This window comes from Pseudomonas sp. Z3-8 (assembly GCF_051131975.1).
Taxonomy (GTDB): Bacteria; Pseudomonadota; Gammaproteobacteria; order Pseudomonadales; family Pseudomonadaceae; genus Aquipseudomonas.
This window is the reverse complement of record NZ_CP071643.1, coordinates 3,923,659-3,943,583: the sequence shown is the minus strand read 5'-3', so window position 1 is coordinate 3,943,583 and position 19,925 is coordinate 3,923,659. Positions and strand designations below refer to the sequence as shown.

The window sequence follows — 19,925 nt, the reverse complement described above, 5'->3', positions numbered from 1 at the left end:
TTTGGGTTTTTTCTTCAAGTGCGGCAGATCGAAAGTGAGATTCAGGCGGTCTTGCTCCGCCCCGCAGGCTGTCTTGCGCCGAACAGGCGTAGCAGCAGACCTACGGGACCGGTGTGATACCAGCGCAGGCTCGGGTCGGCGCCGGTGCGCGCGCCCATCGCTTGGGTCAGGCGGTCAAGGAAGATGGCGAGCAGTACCAGGCCCGTCCCGCCGACCGTGGCCAGGCCCATGTCCAGGCGACCGATGCCGCGCAGGACCATCTGTCCAAGGCCGCCCACCGAGATCATCGAGGCGATGACCACCATCGACAGCGAGAGCATCAGGGTCTGATTGAGTCCCGCCATGATGGTTGGCGTCGCCAGTGGCAGTTGGACACGGGTGAGCATCTGCCGCGGTGTGCAACCAAACGCGCGGGCCGCTTCTATCTTGTCCTCCGGTACCTGGCGGATGCCCAGGTTCGTCAGGCGCACCAGAGGGGGGAGGGCGAAGACAATCGTCACAAGGATGCCCGGCACGTTGCCGATGCCGAACAGCATGACGACCGGCACCAGGTAAACGAACGCCGGCAGCGTCTGCATGGCATCGAGGATGGGCCGCAGGACCTTTTCCAGGTTGTCGCTGCGGGCGCAGAGGATACCCAGTGGAATACCCAGCAGCGCGCAAAAGAACACCGAGGTCAGTACCAGCGCCAGAGTCGTCATCGACTCGGACCAGACACCGATCAAACCCAGCAGTGTAAGTGTCACAAAGCACAGCAACGCCATGCGTTTGCCAGCGAGTTGCCATCCGAGCAATGAAGACAGGATGATGCCGATGCTCGGTGGAATGCTCTGCAGAATGAACTCAACGCCGTTAAGTACCTGATCAATCGGCCAGCGGATGGCGCGAAATACATCGCGAAAGTTGTGCACCAGAAAATTCAGGGTGCTTTCCACCCAATCGCCGAGTGGAATGGTGGCGACTTGGAACGGGTCGAGAAAACTGAACTCGGACATCAGGGCTTACCTCTTCACGGTTGTATCAATGGCGGCTCAGCGTTTGCAGCAACTCGCTCTTTGACAGGGTCCCGGTGAGCGCGCCCGAGCGGTCCAGTACAGGGACCGGATACGGCAGGTTGGCCGCAATTTCCAATACTTCGTGCAGGGGCGTATCGGTAAATACCGGCTGGTGTTGGTGCTGGGTGTGATGTGTGCTGCCACCCGCGCCACTGGTATCGATGTCGACGACGCCGAGCAGTTGCCCTCGTTCATCGACCAGGTAACCAAACGGAAGGCCGGCCTTGAACTGCGGTGCTTGACCATTCACTTTATGAACCCATTCCGGATCAAGCCTGGCCACGTCCCCCGCCTTGAGAATCCGTGAACTGTCGAATCCTTTGAAAAAGGTGCGTACATAGTCATTGGCGGGTTGGCTGATCAGCTCTTGAGGCGTGCCGATCTGTACCACCTGGCCGCCCTCCATGATCGCGATGCGGTGGCCGATGCGAACGGCTTCCTCGATGTCGTGGGAGATGAAAATGATGGTCCGCTTCTGTTCGGCTTGCAGGCGAATGAGCTCTCCTTGCATCTCGCTGCGGATAAGCGGGTCCAGCGCGGAAAAGGCTTCGTCCATCAACAGGATGGTCGGGTCGTTGGCCAGCGCACGGGCCAGGCCTACGCGTTGCTGCATGCCGCCGGAAAGTTGATGCGGATAACTGTGCTCCTGTCCGGCAAGACCGACCTGGCTGAGGGCTTCCCGGGCGCGGCTATGCCGTTCCTTTTCGGCGATGCCGGAAATTTCCAGGCCGAAGGCGGTGTTCTCCAGGACACTCATGTGAGGCATCAGGGCAAAGGATTGGAACACCATGCCCATCTCTTTACGGCGAACATCAAGCAGGGCTTTATCAGCCAGCCCGGTAATTTCCCGACCGTTCAGATAAATGCTGCCGGAAGTGGGCTCGATAAGGCGGTTGAACAAACGCACCATCGTCGACTTGCCAGAACCCGAGAGCCCCATGATCACAAAGATTTCGCCACGCTTGACGGCGAAGCTGGCGTCGAAAACACCAATAACCTGGCCTGTTTTTTCAAACACATCTTTTTTGCAGGCGCCGGCGGCAAGCATGTTCATCGCCGCGTCGGGTTGTGTGCCGAATATCTTGAAAACGTTCTTAACAGAAATGATTTCGTCTGAACTAGTCATCGCGTCCCTCCTTTGCGTGTAACGCTACAAGCGCACGAAATCGAATTGAGTTCGAGCGTTGGTAATTTAGGCGGGCAGGAATAAATGATTGAATGGCGCATGACATTGACCTTGTTTTTATTGTTTGCCCTTGGGCTCGGGCTTTTTTTCAATCTATGGGTATCCTTGTGTTAAATCCAACAACATTTACCGGGCTTTATGGATAACCTAACGTTATCGAGGCCTGTCGAAACGACCGCCTTGGCGTAATCACGACGCTTTGTATGGCCCGGGCCAGGCTATTGAGTTACGCTCCGCCGCTTTCGCGGATGCTAGGAGTGCGAGGGCTTGCCATGCTCAGCAGACACGTTGACCCCGATACATTACTGCTTAGAATGCCTTCCCTCAGGGCTGTCAGAGCGTTTGTCGCCGCCGCCAAATATGAAAGCTTCACTCGGGCGGCGGAGGCACTTTGTGTATCGCAAGCAGCGATCAGTCGGCAGATCCGAGAGCTTGAGGACTCCTTGGGCGCTCAATTGTTCATGCGTGCCGGGCGGACTGTAGAGCTGACCGCCGAGGGAAAGATCTTTTTTGAGGCGGCCCAGCTGTCCTTCGTTAATATCGCACAGGCGGCTGAAAGGATTCGTACCACGCCGACGCAGAAGCACATTCTGACTGTTTGTTGCTCACCAGCATTCTCCGCATTATGGCTGTCGGAACATCTTCCAGAGTTTCGTGCAACGAACCCGGATATCGAGTTCAATCTGATCACTACCCAGAACTTTGTGAATATGGAGCCTGGCGTAGAGCCGGACATCATCATCTCGAAGATCCGCAAGGTCGGGGACGGGTACAAGAGTTATCAGTTGTGCCACGACATTATTTATCCTGTTTGCTCTCCCGTGTTCCTGGAGGCGCACCCCGAACTGACCTCGCTTGAAGGCGTGCGCGATTCTTCGCTACTCAATCTGAGCCCCTATGGCCGGTCGGGGGTGGCTGAGCATGTTGACTGGGGGGTATGGCTGGCGTTTCTGAACGTTGATATTGATGAGCGTCCTGGTGACTGCCCGCCTATTTTTCATGCCAATGACTACAACCTGATCATGAATATGGTCTTGACCCATCAGGGCATCGCACTGGGCTGGAACCAGCTTGTCGGGGCCATGGTCGAGAGAGGGCAGCTCGTTCGTCCCGTCGAGCAGCAGGTGACGCTTCGAAACAGTCTTCATTATGTTGCCTGTAATGAAAGGACTGAATATGAAGATGCCTGTCGGAGAGTGCGAGACTGGATCCTCTCGAAGTTTTCCAGATTGGCCGTATAAGTTTCTCCCGACGTAGGTTCCTCTCGCCGTTAGCGAAATCCAAACGAGGTATTGTCTGGATTCGCCCGGTCATAACGCCAAGTTATCAGTTGATCAACGAAAATGTAGTTTTGCCGACCGGATTGGCTATCGTACCCTTCGGGCTAAACATGGCTGATACATAGGTATCCAGCGGCTGCGCTGAACAATCGTTCGCGCAGGATCCGTTGGCCATGGCACTGCTTTCTGGGCGTACTTGCCATTAACCGTCAGGTTGATGTGTAGAGGATAATAATGAATATCAGAACATCCGTGATCGACCTGATTCAAAAGCGCAAGGCGCGCCACGCGCTTCCTCGCGAACTGTACATTGAACCTGAGGTTTTTCGGCAGGATCTTGAGCAGATCTGGCACAAGGACTGGATTTTTGCCGGGCACACATTTGAGCTTGAAAAACCCGGGCAATACCTGACGTTGCAGATCGGCGACTATCCCGTCTTGGTCGTCAGGGATAAAAGTGGTCAGGTCCGGGCTTTTCACAACGCCTGTCGTCACCGTGGCTCCAAAGTTTGCGAGCACGCCCAGGGCAAAGTCGCAAAACTGGTCTGTCCTTATCATAAGTGGACTTTCGAACTGGACGGCAGCCTATTGTTTGCCGGTAACATGGGCGCCGACTTCGACAGGGCGCAATATAATTTGAAGCCTGTCCATTGTGAAATTGTTCACACCTACATTTATGTCTGTGTCGCTGACAAGGCGCCGGAATTCGACAGTTTCAGAAATGCTGTAAATCCATTTATCGCCCCGCATTTCCTGGATAACTGCAAGGTCGCTTTCGAGTCCAACCTCATTGAAAAGGGTAACTGGAAACTTGTCTTTGAAAATAATCGCGAGTGCTTCCACTGCGACGGTACCCATCCGGAATTGATGAACTCCTTTGTCGAAAACCTTTCGGTGGCCGGGGTGGGCGGCGAAGATGATCCCGAACTGAGCGCACACTGGAATCGCTGCGAGACCGCGGGTATGCCGAGCAAGCTGGTCATGGATCCCAATGGCCGGTTTCGTATGACGCGTATTCCACTCTCCGCGGGTGCCGTGAGTTACACAATGGACGGTAAACCTGCTGTGGCGGGACGCCTGGATAAAAGCGGCGAGCCGGATATTGGCGCCTTGCTGTATTTCAACTACCCATCTACCTGGAATCACTTCCTTGGTGATCATGCGTTGAGCTTCCGCGTCCTCCCGATCGGACCGGACGAAACGCTTGTCACGACCAAATGGCTGGTGCCCAGTACCGCCGTTGAAGGTGTTGACTACCAGATCGATCGGCTGACCAAGGTCTGGCTTGCCACCAACGATCAGGATCGTCGTTTGGTGGAAGGTACGCAGGCCGGTATTACCTCACCGAGTTACGAGCCGGGACCCTTTTCGGACATCGCGGAAAACGGTGTATGCCAGTTCGACGATTGGTACTGCGAAATCATGCTGACGCGGCTCCAAGCCCATATTCCGCTTAAGTCGGTGGGCTGATTCCCCGTCATGAGTGCGTTCGATCAGAGAGAACAAGAAGAGGCTCGAGTTAATGTCCGCGTTCGCTTTTTCCGGCCTCAACCTGGCCGTGACCACGCCTTTCGATGCCCAAGGCAAGATCGACTATCCACGCTTCGAGACGTTGCTTGAGCGCTATCTCGTGGCCGGCGTGGAGGGCTTTGTCCTGAGTTCGGGGACCGGCATGCATGTCTACCTTAGCCAGGAAGAGTCCAGGCAATTGGTTGCCTTCGGCACCAGCGTCATCAAGGGTCGTGCTCGCGTCATTGTGCAAACCTCTGCCTTGCTGGTGGACGAAGTAGTGCAGCGCACCCGCCACGCCGCTGGGTGTGGCGCCGATGGCGTCATGGTGCTGCCGCCGTTTTTCGAAGGCCCAACCGACGAACAGTGCATTGTTGACTTCTACTCCACAGTGTCCGAAGCCGGGTTGCCGATCATTGGCTACAACGTGCCTCAGGCGGTGGGTGTGGAAGTCACTCCGTCGCTGTTTCGCCAGTTGAGTGAGATTCCGAACTTCGTGTCGGTCAAGGACAGCAGTGGTGACCTTGCCGCCCAAGCCGCGCTGATCCGCACGGGCCTGCCGACGATGAATGGCGCCGATGCATTGGTGCCCTACGCGCTCTTCGCCGGGGCCGCAGGCCTGATCTGGGGCGGCGCGAACATGGCTCCACGCGCTTGCGTTGCCGTGGTAGAGGCCGCCATGAGGCACGACTGGATCAGTGCCCGGGAGATCTGGCGGTCGATAGAGCCGGTGATGTCGTTGATCTGGCAGGGTGACTATGTGCAGTCGGTCTACGCCGCTGCCGAGATCACCGGCTACGGAGCGGGAAACCCGCGTCGGCCGTTGGCGCGTTTGGCCGCTGGTAAACTCGACGCGCTCAAGGTTGCCCTGGAACCGTTGATCGCGCTTGAATCTGATCTCGCCTGAGGATCGGGCGCGGGCTTACGAGCGTGTCGGGCGAATGATGTCGTCTCCCTCGAAATGGAATGATCCATGAGCAACCAGTCGGACAGCGCGGCACCTGCTTACGATGTGCCGAGGCCTCGGCTCGGTATCATCCTGTGCCTTCTCTCGATGCTGGTGTTCGCCAGCCAGGACGGGATTACCAAGGTACTGGTCAAGGACCTCCCGATTGCGCAGCTGGTGATGGTGCGCTATTGGGCCTTCCTGGTTTTCGCTGCCGGCTATGGCGTCTTCCAGGGAAACCTGCGCACCGCCTGTCGAAGCCGCCACCCCTGCCTGCAGATCATTCGCGCCCTGATAGGCGTGGGTGAAATCGCCTTGTTCGGACTGGGGCTGCGCTACCTTGGGCTGGCGGAAATGCACGCGCTGTATGCAGTCTTCCCGCTGATGACGCTGGCCTTGGCTGGAGCGTTCCTGGGCGAGTTCATCGGGGTTCGTCGATGGATAGCCGCCGCCATCGGTTTTACGGGGACACTGGTTATCCTTCGCCCCGGCACCGGTGTCTTCGAGCTGGCGGCGCTAATCCCGCTGTTGTCCGCCCTGGGCTTCGCGATTTTCAGCGTGCTGACCCGGCGGATCAGCCAACATGATTCGTTCGCTACGAACCTGCTTTACATGGGATTCTTTGGCGCAATAGCCATCACCTTGTGGGGGCTTCCAGGTTGGGTTTCGCCAAGCCCGATGCAATGGGCCCTGATCGCGGTGCTTTCCACTACCGGGGTTCTGGCCCAGCTGTTGTTGCTCCAGGCGCTGAAGTACGCAACGGCAGCCACGCTCCAACCGTTCAACTACACCTTGCTGGTGTTCGCCACGCTGATTGGCCTGCTGGTATTCGGTGAGCTGCCCGACACCTGGACCGTGGTGGGTGCATGTCTGGTGATTGCGGGTGGGATGTATGCGATCAAGGCGAAAGGGTAGCCACCGGGCAGGTACCCAGCGGCTGTGACACCGCCTTCGCGAGCGAGCTCGCTCCCACATTTTTGATCTTCACGGACACAAAACCCAGGTAACCGCAGAACCCCCTGTGGGAGCGAGCCTGCTCGCGAAGAGGCCGGCACCGTCAACACATCTATCGACTGTCAGACCGCTTTCGCGAGCAGGCTCGCTCCCACATTGTTGATCTTCACGGACACAAAACCCAGGTAACCGCAGAACCCCTTGTGGGAGCGAGCCTGCTCGCGAAGAGGCCAGCACATTCAACACATCTATCGACTGTCAGACCGCCTTCGCGAGCAAGCTCGCTCCCACATTTTTGATCTTCAGCGGACACAAAACCCAGGTGACCGCAGAACCCCTGTGGGAGCGAGCCTGCTCGCGAAGAGGCCGGCACAGTCAACATCTTCATTGGCTGTCAGACCGCCTTCGCGAGCAGGCTCGCTCCCACATTGGATCTTCGGCGGGACATAAGGCCGATTTAGAACCTGAAGCGTCCCACCAAGCCCTTGAGTTGCCCGGAAATATCGGTCAGCCGCCCCGAACCGGTCTGCGCCGTGTGGGCGAATTCCTCGACCAGTTGCGCATCGGAATGGATCTGCGCGATGTGCCGGTTGATGTCTTCCGCTACTTGGTGCTGTTGCTCCGCCGCAGTGGCGATCTGGGTGTTCTGGTCGCGGATCGAGTCCACCGAGGTGCGGATCTTGTCGAAGCTGTCGCGAGCCTGCTGGATGCGCTCGACGCTGGTATGCGACACCTGCAGGCTGTTCTGCATCTGTTGCGTCACTTCCTGGGTGCGCCGCGCGAGGTTGCCGAGCAGACTGTCGATCTCGCCGGTGGAATCGGCGGTACGCCGCGCCAGGGCGCGCACCTCGTCGGCCACCACGGCAAAGCCGCGGCCCTGATCGCCCGCGCGCGCCGCTTCGATGGCCGCATTGAGCGCCAGCAGGTTGGTCTGTTCAGCGATCGAACGGATGGTATCGAGGATGGTGTTGATGTTCTTGCTGTCCTGCTCCAGCGCCTGCATGGTCTGGGTCGACTGCTGCAATTCCTCACTCAGCTTCAGCACACTGCCCGTGGCTTCGCCGATGTGGTGCTGGCCGTCATGTACATCGCGATAGCCGGTGTCCGCGCTGACGGCGGCCTGGCTGCAGGAGCGGGCCACCTCGTTCGCGGTGGCGACCATTTCGTTGAACGCGGTGCTCACCAGCTCCACGGCCTGGCGCTGGCGCCCGGCGGCATCGTTCATGTTCTGGGCCACGTTGCTGGTATCGGCCGCGGCAGTTTGCAGGTCGGAAGAAGCGCTGCCGATGCGCTGCATCAGTTGCGCGATCATGGCCAGGAACTGGTTGAACCAACCCGCCAGGGTGGCCGTTTCGTCCTTGCCCTGCACCGACAGTTTGCGGGTGAGGTCGCCTTCACCTTCGGCGATTTCCTGCAGGCCATTGGCAACGCCACGAATCGGCCGCACGATCACGCTGGCGAAGCTGGCGCCGACGATGGCGAAGACCACGGCCAGCGCGGCGGCGATAGCGGCGATCAACCAGGTCAGGCTCGAAGCCTCGGCCATCACTTCGTCGCGCTTGATCAGGCCGATGAAGCGCCAGCCCAGGCTTTTGGAGGTGACGATGTTGGCCATGTAGGGCACGCCATCGATCTCGATCTGGGTGGCGCCATCGCTGCTCTTGGCCAGCGCGGCGTAATTGGGGCCGAGGTCGGCCAGCGGCTTGAAGTTGTGCTTGGCCTCGGCCGGGTCGACCAGCACGTTGCCGCTGGCCTCCACCAGCATCAGGTAGCCGCTGTCGCCCAGCTTGATGTTCTTGACCAGTTCGGTCAGCTGTTTGAGCGACACATCGAGGCCGACCACGCCGACCAGCTTGCCGCTGGCATCGGCGACGGTGTGCACGATGCCGATCAACGACACGTCGTCCGGTGCCCAGTAATAGGCATCGGTTTTCACGGTGGTGCCAGGCGCTGCAATAGCCGCCTTGTACCAGGGGCGTACGCGCGGGTCGTAGTTGGAAATCTTCGGATCATCCGGCCAACTGGCATAGCCGCCGTCCGCCAGGCCCAGGGACAGGTAGGCGGTGGTTGGATGGCTCTTGGCGAACTGGTCGAAAATCGCCAGCAGCTGTTTGTTGTTCTCGGTCAGCGGGATTTGCGCGGCGTCAGCGCCCGAGTAGTTCTTCAGGTCCTTGGCCGCGACGATCCGCGGGTCCTTGGCGAAGAACTCGACGTTCTGCATGATGCCGTCGAAGAACTGCTTCATGCCGTTGTCGATCTGGCGGATCTCGCGGCCGCTGCTGTCCAGGAAGTTGGCTTGTGCCGCATCGCGCAGGTTCAATACAACGAGCACCGCCACCAGGATAACCGGGAGGCAGGCAATGGTCGCGAACGCCCATGTCAGCTTCTGTTTGATATTCATGACTTCTCCCGCGGGTATTTATCGGTGTTGGAAACGGCGGAAACAGTAGCGGTGAGCGTTGCGAACTCTTGGGGGAAAAGCGCCCATGCCTACTCTCAGGCTATCGACCAATGTCCTATTCCCTTGAGGTCGCCACTGGTCGGACGTCGCTAACGCTGACAGTGATGTCGCGCAGGCGATGGTTGCCTTTGCGGTTAATCGGGAAGATGGCTTGGCTCGGGCAATCCGCCCGGGTCCGGTCCAGATCGCCTTCCTGTCTCACGAGGCCCCATGCCCAGCGCATTCGAAAGCGTACTCAAGAACAAGAACATGGCCTATCGCCCCCAAGGGGCTGCGCCTGTGGGACAAGCGCCGGTGCGCGTCGCGTTTGTGCTGATGGACAACTTTTCCATGATGTCCTTTACCGGCGCGGTGGACGCGCTGGTCACCGCCAACCTGATGAGCGACATGCCGCTTTATGAAGTGCTGACGGTGGGCGCTTCGGGCGGGCAGGTGACGAGTGACCTGGGCATCGTGATTTCCACCGATATCGAGCTGGCGCAATTGCCCGATAACCTCGACGTGCTGATTGTCGCCGGAGGCTTTCGTGTGAAGTTGCAAGGCACGCCGTTATTGCGGCGCAAGCTGCGCGCCCATGCGACGTCCGGGGCGATAGTGGGGGGGTTGTGGAACGGCGTTTTTTTTGTGGCAGAGGCGAACCTGCTCGATGGTTTCGAATGCGCGGTCCATCCGGAAAGTCGGGCGACGATGGCCGAGATGTTCCCCCATGTGAAAGTCACTAGCCGCGCCTATGTCGTAGACCGCGAGCGAGTCAGCTGCGCGGGCGCCAACAGCTCGCTGCGCATGATGCTCCAGCTGATCCGCCGCACCGGCGGGGAGGCGCTGGTGGGGGCGATTGAAGAAATCCTTCGCTGCGATGAATCAGGGGATGACGCCACGGACCTGCCGCCGATCTTCGTCGAGACCGATCCGACGCTGCCGGAAAGCCTCAAGCTGGCGTTGGAACTGATGTGGCAGAACGTCGAGGAGCCCTTGACGATCGATGAGCTGGCGGCCTGCGTCAAGGTCTCCAAGCGCCAGCTGGAACGACGGTTCTGCCGGTTCCTCGGTGCGACCCCGACGCGTTATTACCTGGAGCTGCGCCTGACACGCGCACGCCAGCTCATCCAGCAGACCAACCGCTCGGTGACCGAAATCGCGGTGGCTACGGGCTTCGTCAGCTCTCCGCATTTCCAGCGACGTTTTCGCGACTTCTTTGGCGTTCCGCCCGGCAGTTATCGCGCCGGGCTCGGGCGCAAACAGGGGGCGCGTTGAAGCATCAATGCGAAGCGCTTATAGGCGTTTGTGTCTGACGCCAGGCGTTTTTATCGCAAATAAACAGGCACACCTGTCAAAGTTGACAGGTGTGCCTGGAAAAAACCCCACACAAGATAGTCAGCCATGTTCATTCAATTTAGCCAATTGACGAAGTCGATTTGTTCAGTTCGAACAGCATGAAAAGGGGACTCTTATGCCTGTTTGCCTCGATTTGAAAGACTGTCTGGAAACCTGTATCTCGGAATTGAATTTGCCGGAGAATCTGTACTTCAAGATGCTTTGCAGCGGGAGAATGTCAAAGCAACAATTCCTGAAGAGCCAAATGGAATTTGCACCGATGGTGTATTTTTTCAGTCGTCCGATGGCACAAGTGATCGCCAACATTCCTGAGGCGCCACCCCGTGTTGCCCTGGTGGGAAATCTATGGGAAGAGCATGGCCAGGGCGTTCCGGAAAATGTACACGGCCAGACCATATTGACACTCATCGACCGACTGGGTGGCGACTCCTCAAGCATCGACCTGAACAACCCGTCACCCAATGCACGGATCTTCAATGAAGCGCTGCGTGGCGTCTCGACATTCGAAAACTATCGTTTTGCCGTCTCCATGTTCGCGGGGATTGAGCGAACATTCGCCGATATCTCGGCACTGATAGGCCAGTCCATCGTCGACCAGAGATGGCTGGATGTACATCAGGTCACACACTATGGATTACACAAGGCGCTGGATATCGAACATGCCGAAGACTTCTTGAGCGTTGTTGACAACGATTGGCAAGGAGGCGTCTTCAAATCTTCAATCAAAGAAGGGATACGATTTGGCTGTCACCTCTTCGCCAGTACCTACACGGGTTTTTATAACAACATGACTCGTTGAATGTGTTCGCGAGGCACTCAGTGGACTTTCGCTATGAACTTCATCAGGAATGCCTGGTACGCGGCTTGCCGGAGCCAGCAAGTACGTGGTGGTGAGATTTTCCATAGAACACTGCTGGATGAACCTGTCGTTTTCTATCGCAAGCAAGACGGCGCGCTGGCGGCGTTACGCGATCGTTGTCCCCATCGATTCGTACCGCTTCATTTCGGTAAGCTTCAAGGGGATGAGATCGAATGCGGGTATCACGGCCTGCGATTCGACTGTGCAGGTCGCTGTGTCGGCAATCCTCATGGCGATGAAAAAATTCTCGAGGTGGCAAAGGTACGTGCCTATCCGGTGCAGGAGCTGTATGGCCTGGTGTGGATCTGGATGGGGAATGCTCCGGCCGACCTGACGCGGATTCCCGACTATGGCCTGCACGGTGCGGATTCCAGCTACCAAGTGGTGAGCGGTTACCTCCATGTCGGCGCCAATTACCTGCTGATGGCGGACAACCTGCTGGATCTGAGCCACCTCATGTATCTCCACGATGGCCTGCTGGGTGATCCTGAACAGGCCGGCGCTGAGCAAGTTGTGGAGGAAGACGAGGAAGGGCGACTCGTCTGCCGGCGTTGGATGCCAAACAGTAAAGTTCCTGCTGTCTTCGACCTGATCTACCGACGTGACCAGCAACCGGTTGATATGTGGACGGAGATACGTTGGATGGCGCCGAGTTACTTCTGGTTCGACGGCGGAGTACGGGCGCCACGACTGGAGGAACGCGAGGATCACGGTTGGTGGTACGGACAACATATCCTGACACCGGAAACCAGGTCGACCACCCATTATCACTTCGCCGCCGCACTGCCATCGGGGACTCGATTGAATGAAGTCGACGAGACAAAGTTTGCTGAAATGCGTCGTTTCGCATTTGCCGAACAAGACAAGGTCATGCTCGAAGCGCAGCAGGCTGCGCTGGGTGATAGCGAGTTCTGGGCAATGAAACCGTCACTGTTTTCCGTCGATGCGGCTCCGGCGCGCATGCGCCGGGCTGTCGAGCGGCTGATCCGTGAAGAACAGGCGCAGGGCCGCGTTCAGGCGTGACTGGATGGAATCGGATATGAAAGACCGTACGTTTCCCGGCCGTGAGGCGTTCGGCGACATCGCCCCCGCCCTGGCCGATTACACTGACCGGATTCTCTTTGGCGAAGTCTGGCAGCGAGAGGAGCTCTCGCCACGCGACCGCAGCCTGGTAACCGTAGCCGCTCTGGTAGCGCTCTATCGTGGTAATGAGCTGCCGATTCATTTACGCAAGGCGCTTGAAAATGGCGTCAGCCAGGAAGAGTTGGTCGAGTTGATCACCCATCTGGCATTTTACTCAGGCTGGCCAACGGCCCACTCGGCACTGATGATATTCCGACGCATCGTTGAAGAGGAGCAGACCCCATCAGACCCTCGCCATCCACGGTCGGACAACCCAAAAAATAGTCGCTCGGACTTGCGCGATCCCCGCGACCCTGGTTGAAAAACTCAGTGGCCGGCCGGGTTTTTCATCCTGGGCAGCAGTTCCAGCGCCAGAGCAGTCAGAATCGCTCCCGCCGATACCAGAAACAGTAACCCGTGCTGTCCGCCATTGGCATTGAACAGCGCCGAATAGCCAAACTCGGTCAGCGCCTGGAAGGTTGCGGTGCGAGCGGTGATCGATGAGATCGTCGCGGCGTTTTCCCAGGAGACCAATTAAATAAATGTGGGAGCGAGCCTGCTCGCGAAGGCGTCAGGCCAGCCAACTGTCATCTTGGCTGACCCACCGCCTTCGCGAGCAGGCTCGCTCCCACCAGTTACACCAGTTACACCAGTTACACCCGTTACACCCGTTACACCCGTTACACCCGTTACATAGGGCGTCGACCTCATGGCATCTGCGGCAGTTCCTGCGGCCGCAGGTCAAACACCAGCACCTCGGCATCCTGGCCGTTGCCCAGCGTCAGTACCTGTTCGTTGCGTACCCGCACACCGTCGCCTTCCTGCAACGCCACGCCGTTGAGCTCGACGCTGCCCCGGGCCACATGCACATAGGCATAACGATCAGCGGCCAAGGTCAGCGTGGCACTTTCCTGGCCATCGAACAGCCCGGCATACACCCGTGCGTCCTGGCGTACGTGCAACGAGCCCTCGGTGCCGTCCGGGGAGATGATCAGTTGCAGGCGACCGCGTTTCTGTTCGGTGCTGAAGTGCTCCTGCTGGTAGCGCGGCGTGGCGCCCACGACATTGGGCACGATCCAGATCTGCAGGAAGTGCACCGGCTCGTCCGCGCTGTGATTGAACTCGCTGTGGGCCACGCCGCTGCCGGCGCTCATCAACTGCACATCACCCGGACGAATCACCGAGCCCGTGCCCAGGGTGTCCTTGTGTTCCAGCGCGCCTTCGAGCACGTAGGAGAAAATCTCCATGTCCCGGTGTGGGTGCTGGCCGAAACCTTTCGCGGCGGCGACCCGGTCGTCGTTGATCACCAGCAGGTCGGAAAAACCCTGTTGGTTGAGGTCGCGGTAGTTGGCGAAGGAAAAGGTATGGAACGACGTCAGCCAGCCGTGACGAGCGATGCCGCGATCAGAAGCTTTGCGAAGGGTCAGCATGATGATTCTCCTGGTTCAGTGGGCGGTGGCCTTGGCCGTTCGCCGGGTACAGAAGAAGGTTAATGGTTATCGGCGCATTCAATAAGCGGCTGAATGTGGAAATACTGTCCGTTCTGAGTGGACAATCTCGCCGGGAGCGCTGCGCTTCGTCATAATGCCAGCCGATCAAACCATGAACCCGTGTGGGAGCGAGCCTGCTCGCGATAGCGGTGCTTCAGTTACATAGATGCCGGCTGGACGGACGCTATCGCGAGCAAGCTCGCTCCCACAGGGTCGTCGGTCGCCAACCGGTAGCATGTTCCCCTTGTCTTGGCGTCCCCCCCATGAAAACCGTTGCAATGGTGCTGTTCCCCGATTTCCTGCTGCTCGACATGGCCGGGCCGCTCGAAGTGTTTTCCATCGCCAATCGTTTTCTCGCGCCGGAGCAGCACTATCAGTTGCTGACCCTGGGCACCGAGCGCGGGGCGTTGCGAGCCTCCAACGGGGTGACGGTCCAGGCCGACATCCATATCGACCAGGCTTGGGCGGCCTACGACGTACTGCTGGTACCGGGCGGGCCTGGTGCCTATAACGACCGGCATCCGGGCTTGCATACCTGGTTGCGGGCGTCGGCGCAGCGGGCCACGCGCTACGGGTCGATCTGCACGGGAGCCTTCATCCTGGGAGAGGCGGGCTTGCTCGACGGCTATCGGGTCACCACCCATTGGCATTACACCGAACGCCTGATGCAGCGGTTCCCCAAGGCTCTGGTCGAGACCGACAAGATCATCTTGCATGACCGACGGTTGATCACTTCCGGCGGGGTCACGGCCGGTATCGACATGGCCCTGTCCATCGTCGCCCAGGACCATGGCCGCAAAGTCGCGCTGGATGTGGCCAAGGTGTTGCTGGTGGTCATGCAGCGCCAGGGTGGGCAAGCGCAGTTCAGCCCGCTGGTAGCGGCGGTGGCGGCACAGGAGTCGGCGGTTACCCGGGTGCAGCATTACGTGATGGAACACCTGGAGGAGCCGTTTTCCATCGAGCGTATGGCCGATCTGGCCGCCATGAGCTCAAGGCATTTCGCCCGGGTTTTCCAGCGCGAAGTCAAAATGACGCCGATGGAGTTCCTGCAAGGTGCGCGCATCGATCGGGCGCGGCAATTGCTGGAGTCCACCGACTTGCCCCTCAAGACCGTGGCGTTTCGCAGTGGCTTTGGCAGCGTCCGGCATATGCGCCAATTGTTCAGCGAAAAACTCGGCCTGACACCGGTCCAGTACCGGCAGCAGTTCAGTTGAGCCTTCGGTGTCCGTCCAGGGCACCGTGATGTCCGTGATGCGTCCTGTGCCAGCATTGTTCTCTGCCCTGTGGCTGCCAAGATAACGGCGAACCCTCTGCAAAGGATGCGCAGGAGCCAGGGCAGGTGTGTGCGGTAATCCGCAGCGCCACGCCCGGACCGGTTTTCTGTCGCTGGATCGCTCATGAACAGCTTCACCAAACCTTGCGCCGCAACAGCGGTGAGCACCGAAACAACGGTGCGCTTCGGTCCGTTTGTCTTTCACCGCCAGCAGCGGCTGGTTACCCGCGATGGCGAGCCCCTGGCCTTGGGCGGTCGCGCCCTGGACATCCTGCACTTGCTGGTTGCCCATGCGGGCGCCTTCGTCAGCAAGCAAACCCTGATCGCCCAGGTCTGGCCCGACAGCGTGGTGGAAGACATCAACCTGCGGGTGCACATCGCCGCCTTACGGCGGGCGTTCGGTGCCGGACAGGATGGCAACCGCTACATTCTCAATCATCCGCGCCAGGGCTACTGCTTCGCCGTGCCCCTGACCCCACAGCCGAGTGCCGAATCATCCGGCGCCAGGCGCTCCGAGCGGCACAATCTGCCCGCGCGCCTGAGCCCGGTGATCGGTCGCGACAAGCTGCTGGGACGGCTGTTGGTCGAGGTTCCTCGCCAGCCCCTGACCACCGTCGTCGGCCCGGGCGGTATCGGCAAGACCACGGTGGTGTCGCGGGCGGCGGAACTGTTGCTTGAGCATTTTGCCGACGGCGCCTGGTTTATTGACCTGGCGGCGATCAGCGACCCGGCCGAGGTCTGCCCGCGGATCATGCAAACCCTTGGCCTGACGGGCGGCTCGCTGGAACAGTGCCTGCAATCGTGCCGGATGTTGCTGGTGCTCGATGGCGCCGAACACCTGCTCGATGCCTGCCGGGAGCTGGCCTTGACGCTGCGCTCAGCGGCCCCTGGCGTATCGCTGTTGTTGAGCAGTCGCGAAGCCTTGGAGCTTGCAGATGAACAGGTCGTGCAATTGGCCGGTCTGGCCGTGGCGACGGCCAGCGAGCCCGGCCACCTGATATTGGCGAGTCCGGCGGTGCGCTTGCTGGTTGATCGGGTCGGTGCCCGACAGCAGGGCTTCAAGCCGGGTGAGCGCGACCTCGCGCCTCTCGCACAAATCTGCCAGCGCCTGGACGGGTTGCCGTTGGCGCTGGAGCTGGCGGCGGCCCAGGTTGATGTGCTGGGTGTGGCGGGGGTCCTGGAGCAGTTGGACTACGGTCTGTCGCTGTTGAGCCACGGCCGCCGTACAGCCGTGGCGCGCCACCGCAGCCTTGATGCGGCGCTGGATTGGAGTTTCGAGCGCTTGGGCAGCGACGAACGGACGGTGTTCCAGCGGCTGGCGGTGTTCGAGGAACCGTTCACGTTGAAGGCTGCGCTGGCTGTGGTCAGTTGCACCGACGTCGGGGTGGGGCGATTGCCCTGGCTGCTGTCACGGCTGGTCAAGCAGTCGTTGGTGATGGTTGAACAAGGTGCCGAAGGCAATCGCTACCACCTGCTCAATACCACGCGTGCCTATGCCTTGGAAAAGTTGCGCCGCGCTGGCCAGTGGCAGTCGCTCCATCGGCGCTACGTGTTGCAGGAGGCCTGGCTGGCGCGACGTTCAAGACCCGAGCTGGCGAGTCAGCGTCTGGAGCAGCGCGCCGGCTTCCTTTAGGTCGGGTGTGTCGAATCCTTCGCTGAAGCGCCGATAGACCGAAGCGAGCACATCCTGCGCTGCCGCATCCTGGCCGCGCCGTTGCCACAGCCGGGCCAGGGACATGGCACTGCGTAATTGCCAGGCCAGCGCGCCTTGGCTGCGGGCTACCGCCAGCGCGGCGTGCAAGTACTCTTCGGCACGGCTTTCTGCGCTCGCCTTTCCCTCGGCCAGCAACGCTTCGGCAGCGACGCGCAGGATTTCCGCCGAGCACCAGCCTGCCGCGCCGCTATGGGCGCGCTCGATCTGCTGCGGGCTGACGGCATAGCCGCGCAGAGTGACGACGGTATCTTGGATCAGGCCGCAAGCGCTCCAGTGCGACTGCGGACTGGCGCCGTCGAAGGCGCGCTCGTAATGGCCAGCCCAATCATGGAACAGCATGACCGAATGGCGTTTGGCCTGCTGCTTCAACATGTCCAGCCGTTCCCGGGCGGTCGGCTGATCGCCGGTGTAATGGGCGATCACGCAACCGGCGATCGCCAGGGTGTAGCAGATCGAAAGGCCGTGGTTGATCTGCAGGGCAATCTGTAGCGCAAGGTTGGCCGTGCGCCGGGCTTTTTCGGCGAAGCCTTGCAGCCAGAGGATGCGCGACAGGATTGTCAGCGCGGCCACGCTCTGCTCGTATTGCACGCCGAAACCGTGGCTGAAGCGGCTCAGGTGACCATTCTGGGCCAGGCGCTGGATGACCTGCTCGGCGTCACGTCGCGCGCCGTCCTGGTCGCCGGTGAAATGCAGCGCCAGCACCCGCAGGCGCTGGGTACTCAAGGACAGGACCGGGTCGCCCGGCAGGCCCAGGCGATCGAAATCCAGGCTTTGCTCCAGCGCCTGCTGATAGCGGCCGGCGCTGAGATTGACCGTCATGAGGCCCGACAATGCGCGCAATTCTCCCGCCCGGTCCTGGCACTGCCGGGCCAGGTGGCGGGCCGTGACGAAGGCCTCGACAGTGGCCGGCGTACCGCCCTCGGTGTGGTAGTTGAAACTGCCATGGGCCAGTTCCAGGGCGAGGGTCAATCTCGGGCACGGCGAGGGGCTGGCCCGTAGCAGCGCCCGCGCCTTGCTGACATACAGCCCGTGCTCCTTGAGCAGCGACAGCTCTTGCCAGAGCGGCAGGGTGCGCGCGGCCAGACGGATCGCCACGGCGTGCGAACCCTGCGGGCCCAGCCCGCGGTCGAGCGCCGCGCGGATGTCGTCCCGATAGGCCGCGTACCGTGCGATCCACACGCGCGTAGAAGTGTTTTCCCAATCCTTTTCAGCCTGTTCCATGAGCGTCAGGCAGCGCTCGGCGTGGCGCTCCCGGGTGGCGGCCAGTTCCCCGGCCTCCAGCAGTTTTTCCAGGGCGTAGCTGCGCGTGGTGTCCAGCAACCGATAACGGACCTCATCGTCGCCGATCTCGACGTTGAGCAACGATTTCGCCACCAACTGGCTGATCGAGACCAGTACCTGTTCCGGCGCGACATGCTGGCCGACGATGACTGCCGCGGCCGACGCCAGGTTGAAACTGCCCATGAACACCGCGAGGCGCCGCAGGCAGGTCTGTTCGCACGGCGTGAGCAGCGCGAAGCTCCAGTCCACCGTGGCGCGCAGGGTCTGCTGGCGCGGTGCGCTGGCGTGCCTGTCATGGTCGAGCAGGGCGACGCTGTCTTGCAGTTGCCGGCATAGCGCCTCCAGCCCAAAGCGCCCGACCTGGGCGGCGGCCAGTTCGATCGCCAGGGGAATTCCGTCGAGCCGCTGGCAGATATCGACGATCAGCGGAACCTCGTGGTCCGTCAGCTCAAAATCGTCCTGGCTGGCCATCGCCCGTTCGGCGAACAGTTGCAGCGCCGGGAATTCCAGGGCCGGATAACCTTCGATGACCATGCCCCTTGGCGGAAACGCCAGCGAATCGAGGCGCTGCACGTGTTCGCCTTCGGCGCGCAGGCCTTCGCGGCTGGTGGCCAGGATGTGCAGGTGAGGCGCGCCGCGCAGCAAGGTTTCGCAGAGCAGCGCAACGGCATCGATCAGGTGTTCACAGGTGTCGATGACCAGCAGCAGATGGCGGTCCTTGAGTTGCCGGACGATCGCGTCAAGCGGTTCGCCGTCATGCAGCGTCAGCTCCAGCAGCGCACAGAGGTTGGGGGCGATCATGGTCGCGTCGTTGAGCGAGGCCAGGTCCAGCAGGCAGGTGCCGTCGCGGTACTGGCCGAGCAGCCGTTCGGCAACCCGCAAGGCGACGGTGGTCTTGCCGATGCCGCCGCTGCCGACCAGGCTGATGAAGCGTTTGCGCGGAAGCTGCGCCACCAGGCTCTCCACCAGGCCCTGGCGGCCGATCATGCGGGTACGGCGCGGCGGCAGGTTGCGTGCCAGGGAGGGGTGTGGGATGCGCGCCAGTTCCTCGGGCGCTTCGAATGTCACCGGCGCGACAAAACTGTAGCCGCGCTGCGCCACCGTGACGATATAACGCTGGCCGGCCTGGCCGTCGCCCAGGGCCTTGCGCAACGCCGCCACGTGAACCCGCAGGTTGGTGTCCTCCACCACGCTTTTCGGCCAGACCCGGGCGATCAGTTGCTGCTTGCTCACCACTTGGCCGGCGTGTTCGAGCAGCACCAGCAGGATCTCCACCGCTCGCCGCCCCAGGCGCAACGGTTGCCCGCCCTCCAGCACCAGGCGCTGGCGCGGATGGACCCGGTAGGGGCCGAAATGCACCGTCTGTTCGACGGGCAGGCTGAGGTATTGGCTCATGGTCTGCTCAAGGTTCTGTTCCCGCTGTACCCGAGCATATTCCTCAGGTTTTGCGTCAAGCGCAA

16 protein-coding genes and 1 pseudogene are annotated in these 19,925 nt (G+C 60.4%); 10 read left to right on the top strand and 7 right to left on the bottom strand.

Annotation, left to right across the window (positions count from 1 at the left end; translation table 11 throughout):
* Window positions 1-41 precede the first annotated feature (41 nt).
* Window positions 42-995, bottom strand: coding sequence for a glycine betaine/L-proline ABC transporter permease ProW (proW, locus tag J3P94_RS17895; protein ID WP_434569048.1), 954 nt, complete (start codon window positions 993-995; stop codon window positions 42-44).
* A 25-nt stretch (window positions 996-1,020) separates the two neighbouring features.
* Complete coding sequence (locus tag J3P94_RS17890) at window positions 1,021-2,181, bottom strand: quaternary amine ABC transporter ATP-binding protein (protein ID WP_434569047.1); 1,161 nt, start codon at window positions 2,179-2,181, stop codon at window positions 1,021-1,023.
* Window positions 2,182-2,513: 332 nt separating this feature from the next.
* Here J3P94_RS17890 and J3P94_RS17885 point away from each other — a divergent pair, with 332 nt between their 5' ends.
* The 4 genes from J3P94_RS17885 (at window position 2,514) to J3P94_RS17870 (ending at window position 6,891) form a co-directional block, all read left to right on the top strand.
* Window positions 2,514-3,482: a LysR family transcriptional regulator gene (locus J3P94_RS17885; protein ID WP_434569046.1), complete on the top strand. Its 969-nt coding sequence runs from the start codon at window positions 2,514-2,516 to the stop codon at window positions 3,480-3,482.
* 273 nt (window positions 3,483-3,755) lie between these two features.
* Window positions 3,756-4,991: an aromatic ring-hydroxylating oxygenase subunit alpha gene (locus J3P94_RS17880; RefSeq protein WP_434569045.1), complete on the top strand. Its 1,236-nt coding sequence runs from the start codon at window positions 3,756-3,758 to the stop codon at window positions 4,989-4,991.
* Between the two features lie 52 nt (window positions 4,992-5,043).
* Window positions 5,044-5,937, top strand: a complete 894-nt coding sequence (locus J3P94_RS17875; RefSeq protein WP_434569044.1) for a dihydrodipicolinate synthase family protein — start codon at window positions 5,044-5,046, stop codon at window positions 5,935-5,937.
* 66 nt (window positions 5,938-6,003) lie between these two features.
* Window positions 6,004-6,891, top strand: a complete 888-nt coding sequence (locus tag J3P94_RS17870) for a DMT family transporter (protein WP_434569043.1) — start codon at window positions 6,004-6,006, stop codon at window positions 6,889-6,891.
* Between the two features lie 496 nt (window positions 6,892-7,387).
* Here the strand turns inward: J3P94_RS17870 and J3P94_RS17865 are convergent, their stop codons facing one another.
* Together J3P94_RS17865 and J3P94_RS17860 are read right to left on the bottom strand one after the other, a co-directional pair.
* Window positions 7,388-8,092, bottom strand: a complete 705-nt coding sequence (locus J3P94_RS17865; RefSeq protein WP_434574243.1) for a methyl-accepting chemotaxis protein — start codon at window positions 8,090-8,092, stop codon at window positions 7,388-7,390.
* A gap of 204 nt (window positions 8,093-8,296) precedes the next feature.
* A pseudogene (locus tag J3P94_RS17860) lies at window positions 8,297-9,151 on the bottom strand (cache domain-containing protein); the annotation flags it as partial.
* Window positions 9,152-9,601: 450 nt separating this feature from the next.
* Here J3P94_RS17860 and J3P94_RS17855 point away from each other — a divergent pair.
* The 4 genes from J3P94_RS17855 (at window position 9,602) to J3P94_RS17840 (ending at window position 13,029) form a co-directional block, all read left to right on the top strand.
* On the top strand, window positions 9,602-10,645 hold the full coding sequence (locus tag J3P94_RS17855; RefSeq protein ID WP_434569042.1) for a GlxA family transcriptional regulator: 1,044 nt from the start codon (window positions 9,602-9,604) through the stop codon (window positions 10,643-10,645).
* Window positions 10,646-10,841: 196 nt separating this feature from the next.
* Window positions 10,842-11,525, top strand: a complete 684-nt coding sequence (locus J3P94_RS17850) for a TenA family transcriptional regulator (RefSeq protein ID WP_434569041.1) — start codon at window positions 10,842-10,844, stop codon at window positions 11,523-11,525.
* Window positions 11,526-11,558: 33 nt separating this feature from the next.
* Window positions 11,559-12,608 carry a Rieske 2Fe-2S domain-containing protein gene (locus J3P94_RS17845; RefSeq protein ID WP_434569040.1) on the top strand — a complete coding sequence of 350 codons (1,050 nt, stop codon included), beginning with the start codon at window positions 11,559-11,561 and terminating at the stop codon, window positions 12,606-12,608.
* A 16-nt stretch (window positions 12,609-12,624) separates the two neighbouring features.
* The gene (locus J3P94_RS17840) at window positions 12,625-13,029 is read left to right on the top strand and encodes a carboxymuconolactone decarboxylase family protein (protein WP_434569039.1); all 405 of its coding nucleotides are present in this window, start codon (window positions 12,625-12,627) and stop codon (window positions 13,027-13,029) included.
* 5 nt (window positions 13,030-13,034) lie between these two features.
* Here J3P94_RS17840 and J3P94_RS17835 read toward each other — a convergent pair whose 3' ends face one another.
* Both J3P94_RS17835 and J3P94_RS17830 read right to left on the bottom strand, forming a co-directional pair.
* Complete coding sequence (locus tag J3P94_RS17835) at window positions 13,035-13,241, bottom strand: hypothetical protein (protein ID WP_434569038.1); 207 nt, start codon at window positions 13,239-13,241, stop codon at window positions 13,035-13,037.
* Window positions 13,242-13,414: 173 nt separating this feature from the next.
* Complete coding sequence (locus J3P94_RS17830; RefSeq protein ID WP_434569037.1) at window positions 13,415-14,137, bottom strand: pirin family protein; 723 nt, start codon at window positions 14,135-14,137, stop codon at window positions 13,415-13,417.
* Window positions 14,138-14,460: 323 nt separating this feature from the next.
* On the opposite strand from J3P94_RS17830, the gene J3P94_RS17825 reads away from it, so the two are divergent.
* Window positions 14,461-15,411 (top strand): GlxA family transcriptional regulator, encoded by a 951-nt coding sequence (locus J3P94_RS17825; protein ID WP_434569036.1) that lies wholly within the window; start codon window positions 14,461-14,463, stop codon window positions 15,409-15,411.
* 183 nt (window positions 15,412-15,594) lie between these two features.
* A complete protein-coding gene (locus J3P94_RS17820) occupies window positions 15,595-17,103 on the top strand; it encodes an ATP-binding protein (RefSeq protein ID WP_434569035.1) in 1,509 nt (502 codons plus the stop codon).
* Here J3P94_RS17820 and J3P94_RS17815 read toward each other — a convergent pair.
* Window positions 17,050-19,860: an ATP-binding protein gene (locus tag J3P94_RS17815; RefSeq protein ID WP_434569034.1), complete on the bottom strand. Its 2,811-nt coding sequence runs from the start codon at window positions 19,858-19,860 to the stop codon at window positions 17,050-17,052. The genes J3P94_RS17820 and J3P94_RS17815 overlap by 54 nt on opposite strands.
* Window positions 19,861-19,925 lie beyond the last annotated feature (65 nt).

What these genes read in the sequence shown, in the direction of transcription:
- proW (WP_434569048.1), bottom strand. Translation starts at nt 995, where the DNA reads ATGTCCGAGTTCAGTTTTCTCGACCCGTTCCAAGTCGCCACCATTCCA.
- J3P94_RS17890 (WP_434569047.1), bottom strand. Translation starts at nt 2,181, where the DNA reads ATGACTAGTTCAGACGAAATCATTTCTGTTAAGAACGTTTTCAAGATA.
- J3P94_RS17885 (WP_434569046.1), top strand. Translation starts at nt 2,514, where the DNA reads ATGCTCAGCAGACACGTTGACCCCGATACATTACTGCTTAGAATGCCT.
- J3P94_RS17880 (WP_434569045.1), top strand. Translation starts at nt 3,756, where the DNA reads ATGAATATCAGAACATCCGTGATCGACCTGATTCAAAAGCGCAAGGCG.
- J3P94_RS17875 (WP_434569044.1), top strand. Translation starts at nt 5,044, where the DNA reads ATGTCCGCGTTCGCTTTTTCCGGCCTCAACCTGGCCGTGACCACGCCT.
- J3P94_RS17870 (WP_434569043.1), top strand. Translation starts at nt 6,004, where the DNA reads ATGAGCAACCAGTCGGACAGCGCGGCACCTGCTTACGATGTGCCGAGG.
- J3P94_RS17865 (WP_434574243.1), bottom strand. Translation starts at nt 8,092, where the DNA reads ATGGTCGCCACCGCGAACGAGGTGGCCCGCTCCTGCAGCCAGGCCGCC.
- J3P94_RS17855 (WP_434569042.1), top strand. Translation starts at nt 9,602, where the DNA reads ATGCCCAGCGCATTCGAAAGCGTACTCAAGAACAAGAACATGGCCTAT.
- J3P94_RS17850 (WP_434569041.1), top strand. Translation starts at nt 10,842, where the DNA reads ATGCCTGTTTGCCTCGATTTGAAAGACTGTCTGGAAACCTGTATCTCG.
- J3P94_RS17845 (WP_434569040.1), top strand. Translation starts at nt 11,559, where the DNA reads ATGAACTTCATCAGGAATGCCTGGTACGCGGCTTGCCGGAGCCAGCAA.
- J3P94_RS17840 (WP_434569039.1), top strand. Translation starts at nt 12,625, where the DNA reads ATGAAAGACCGTACGTTTCCCGGCCGTGAGGCGTTCGGCGACATCGCC.
- J3P94_RS17830 (WP_434569037.1), bottom strand. Translation starts at nt 14,137, where the DNA reads ATGCTGACCCTTCGCAAAGCTTCTGATCGCGGCATCGCTCGTCACGGC.
- J3P94_RS17825 (WP_434569036.1), top strand. Translation starts at nt 14,461, where the DNA reads ATGAAAACCGTTGCAATGGTGCTGTTCCCCGATTTCCTGCTGCTCGAC.
- J3P94_RS17820 (WP_434569035.1), top strand. Translation starts at nt 15,595, where the DNA reads ATGAACAGCTTCACCAAACCTTGCGCCGCAACAGCGGTGAGCACCGAA.
- J3P94_RS17815 (WP_434569034.1), bottom strand. Translation starts at nt 19,860, where the DNA reads ATGAGCCAATACCTCAGCCTGCCCGTCGAACAGACGGTGCATTTCGGC.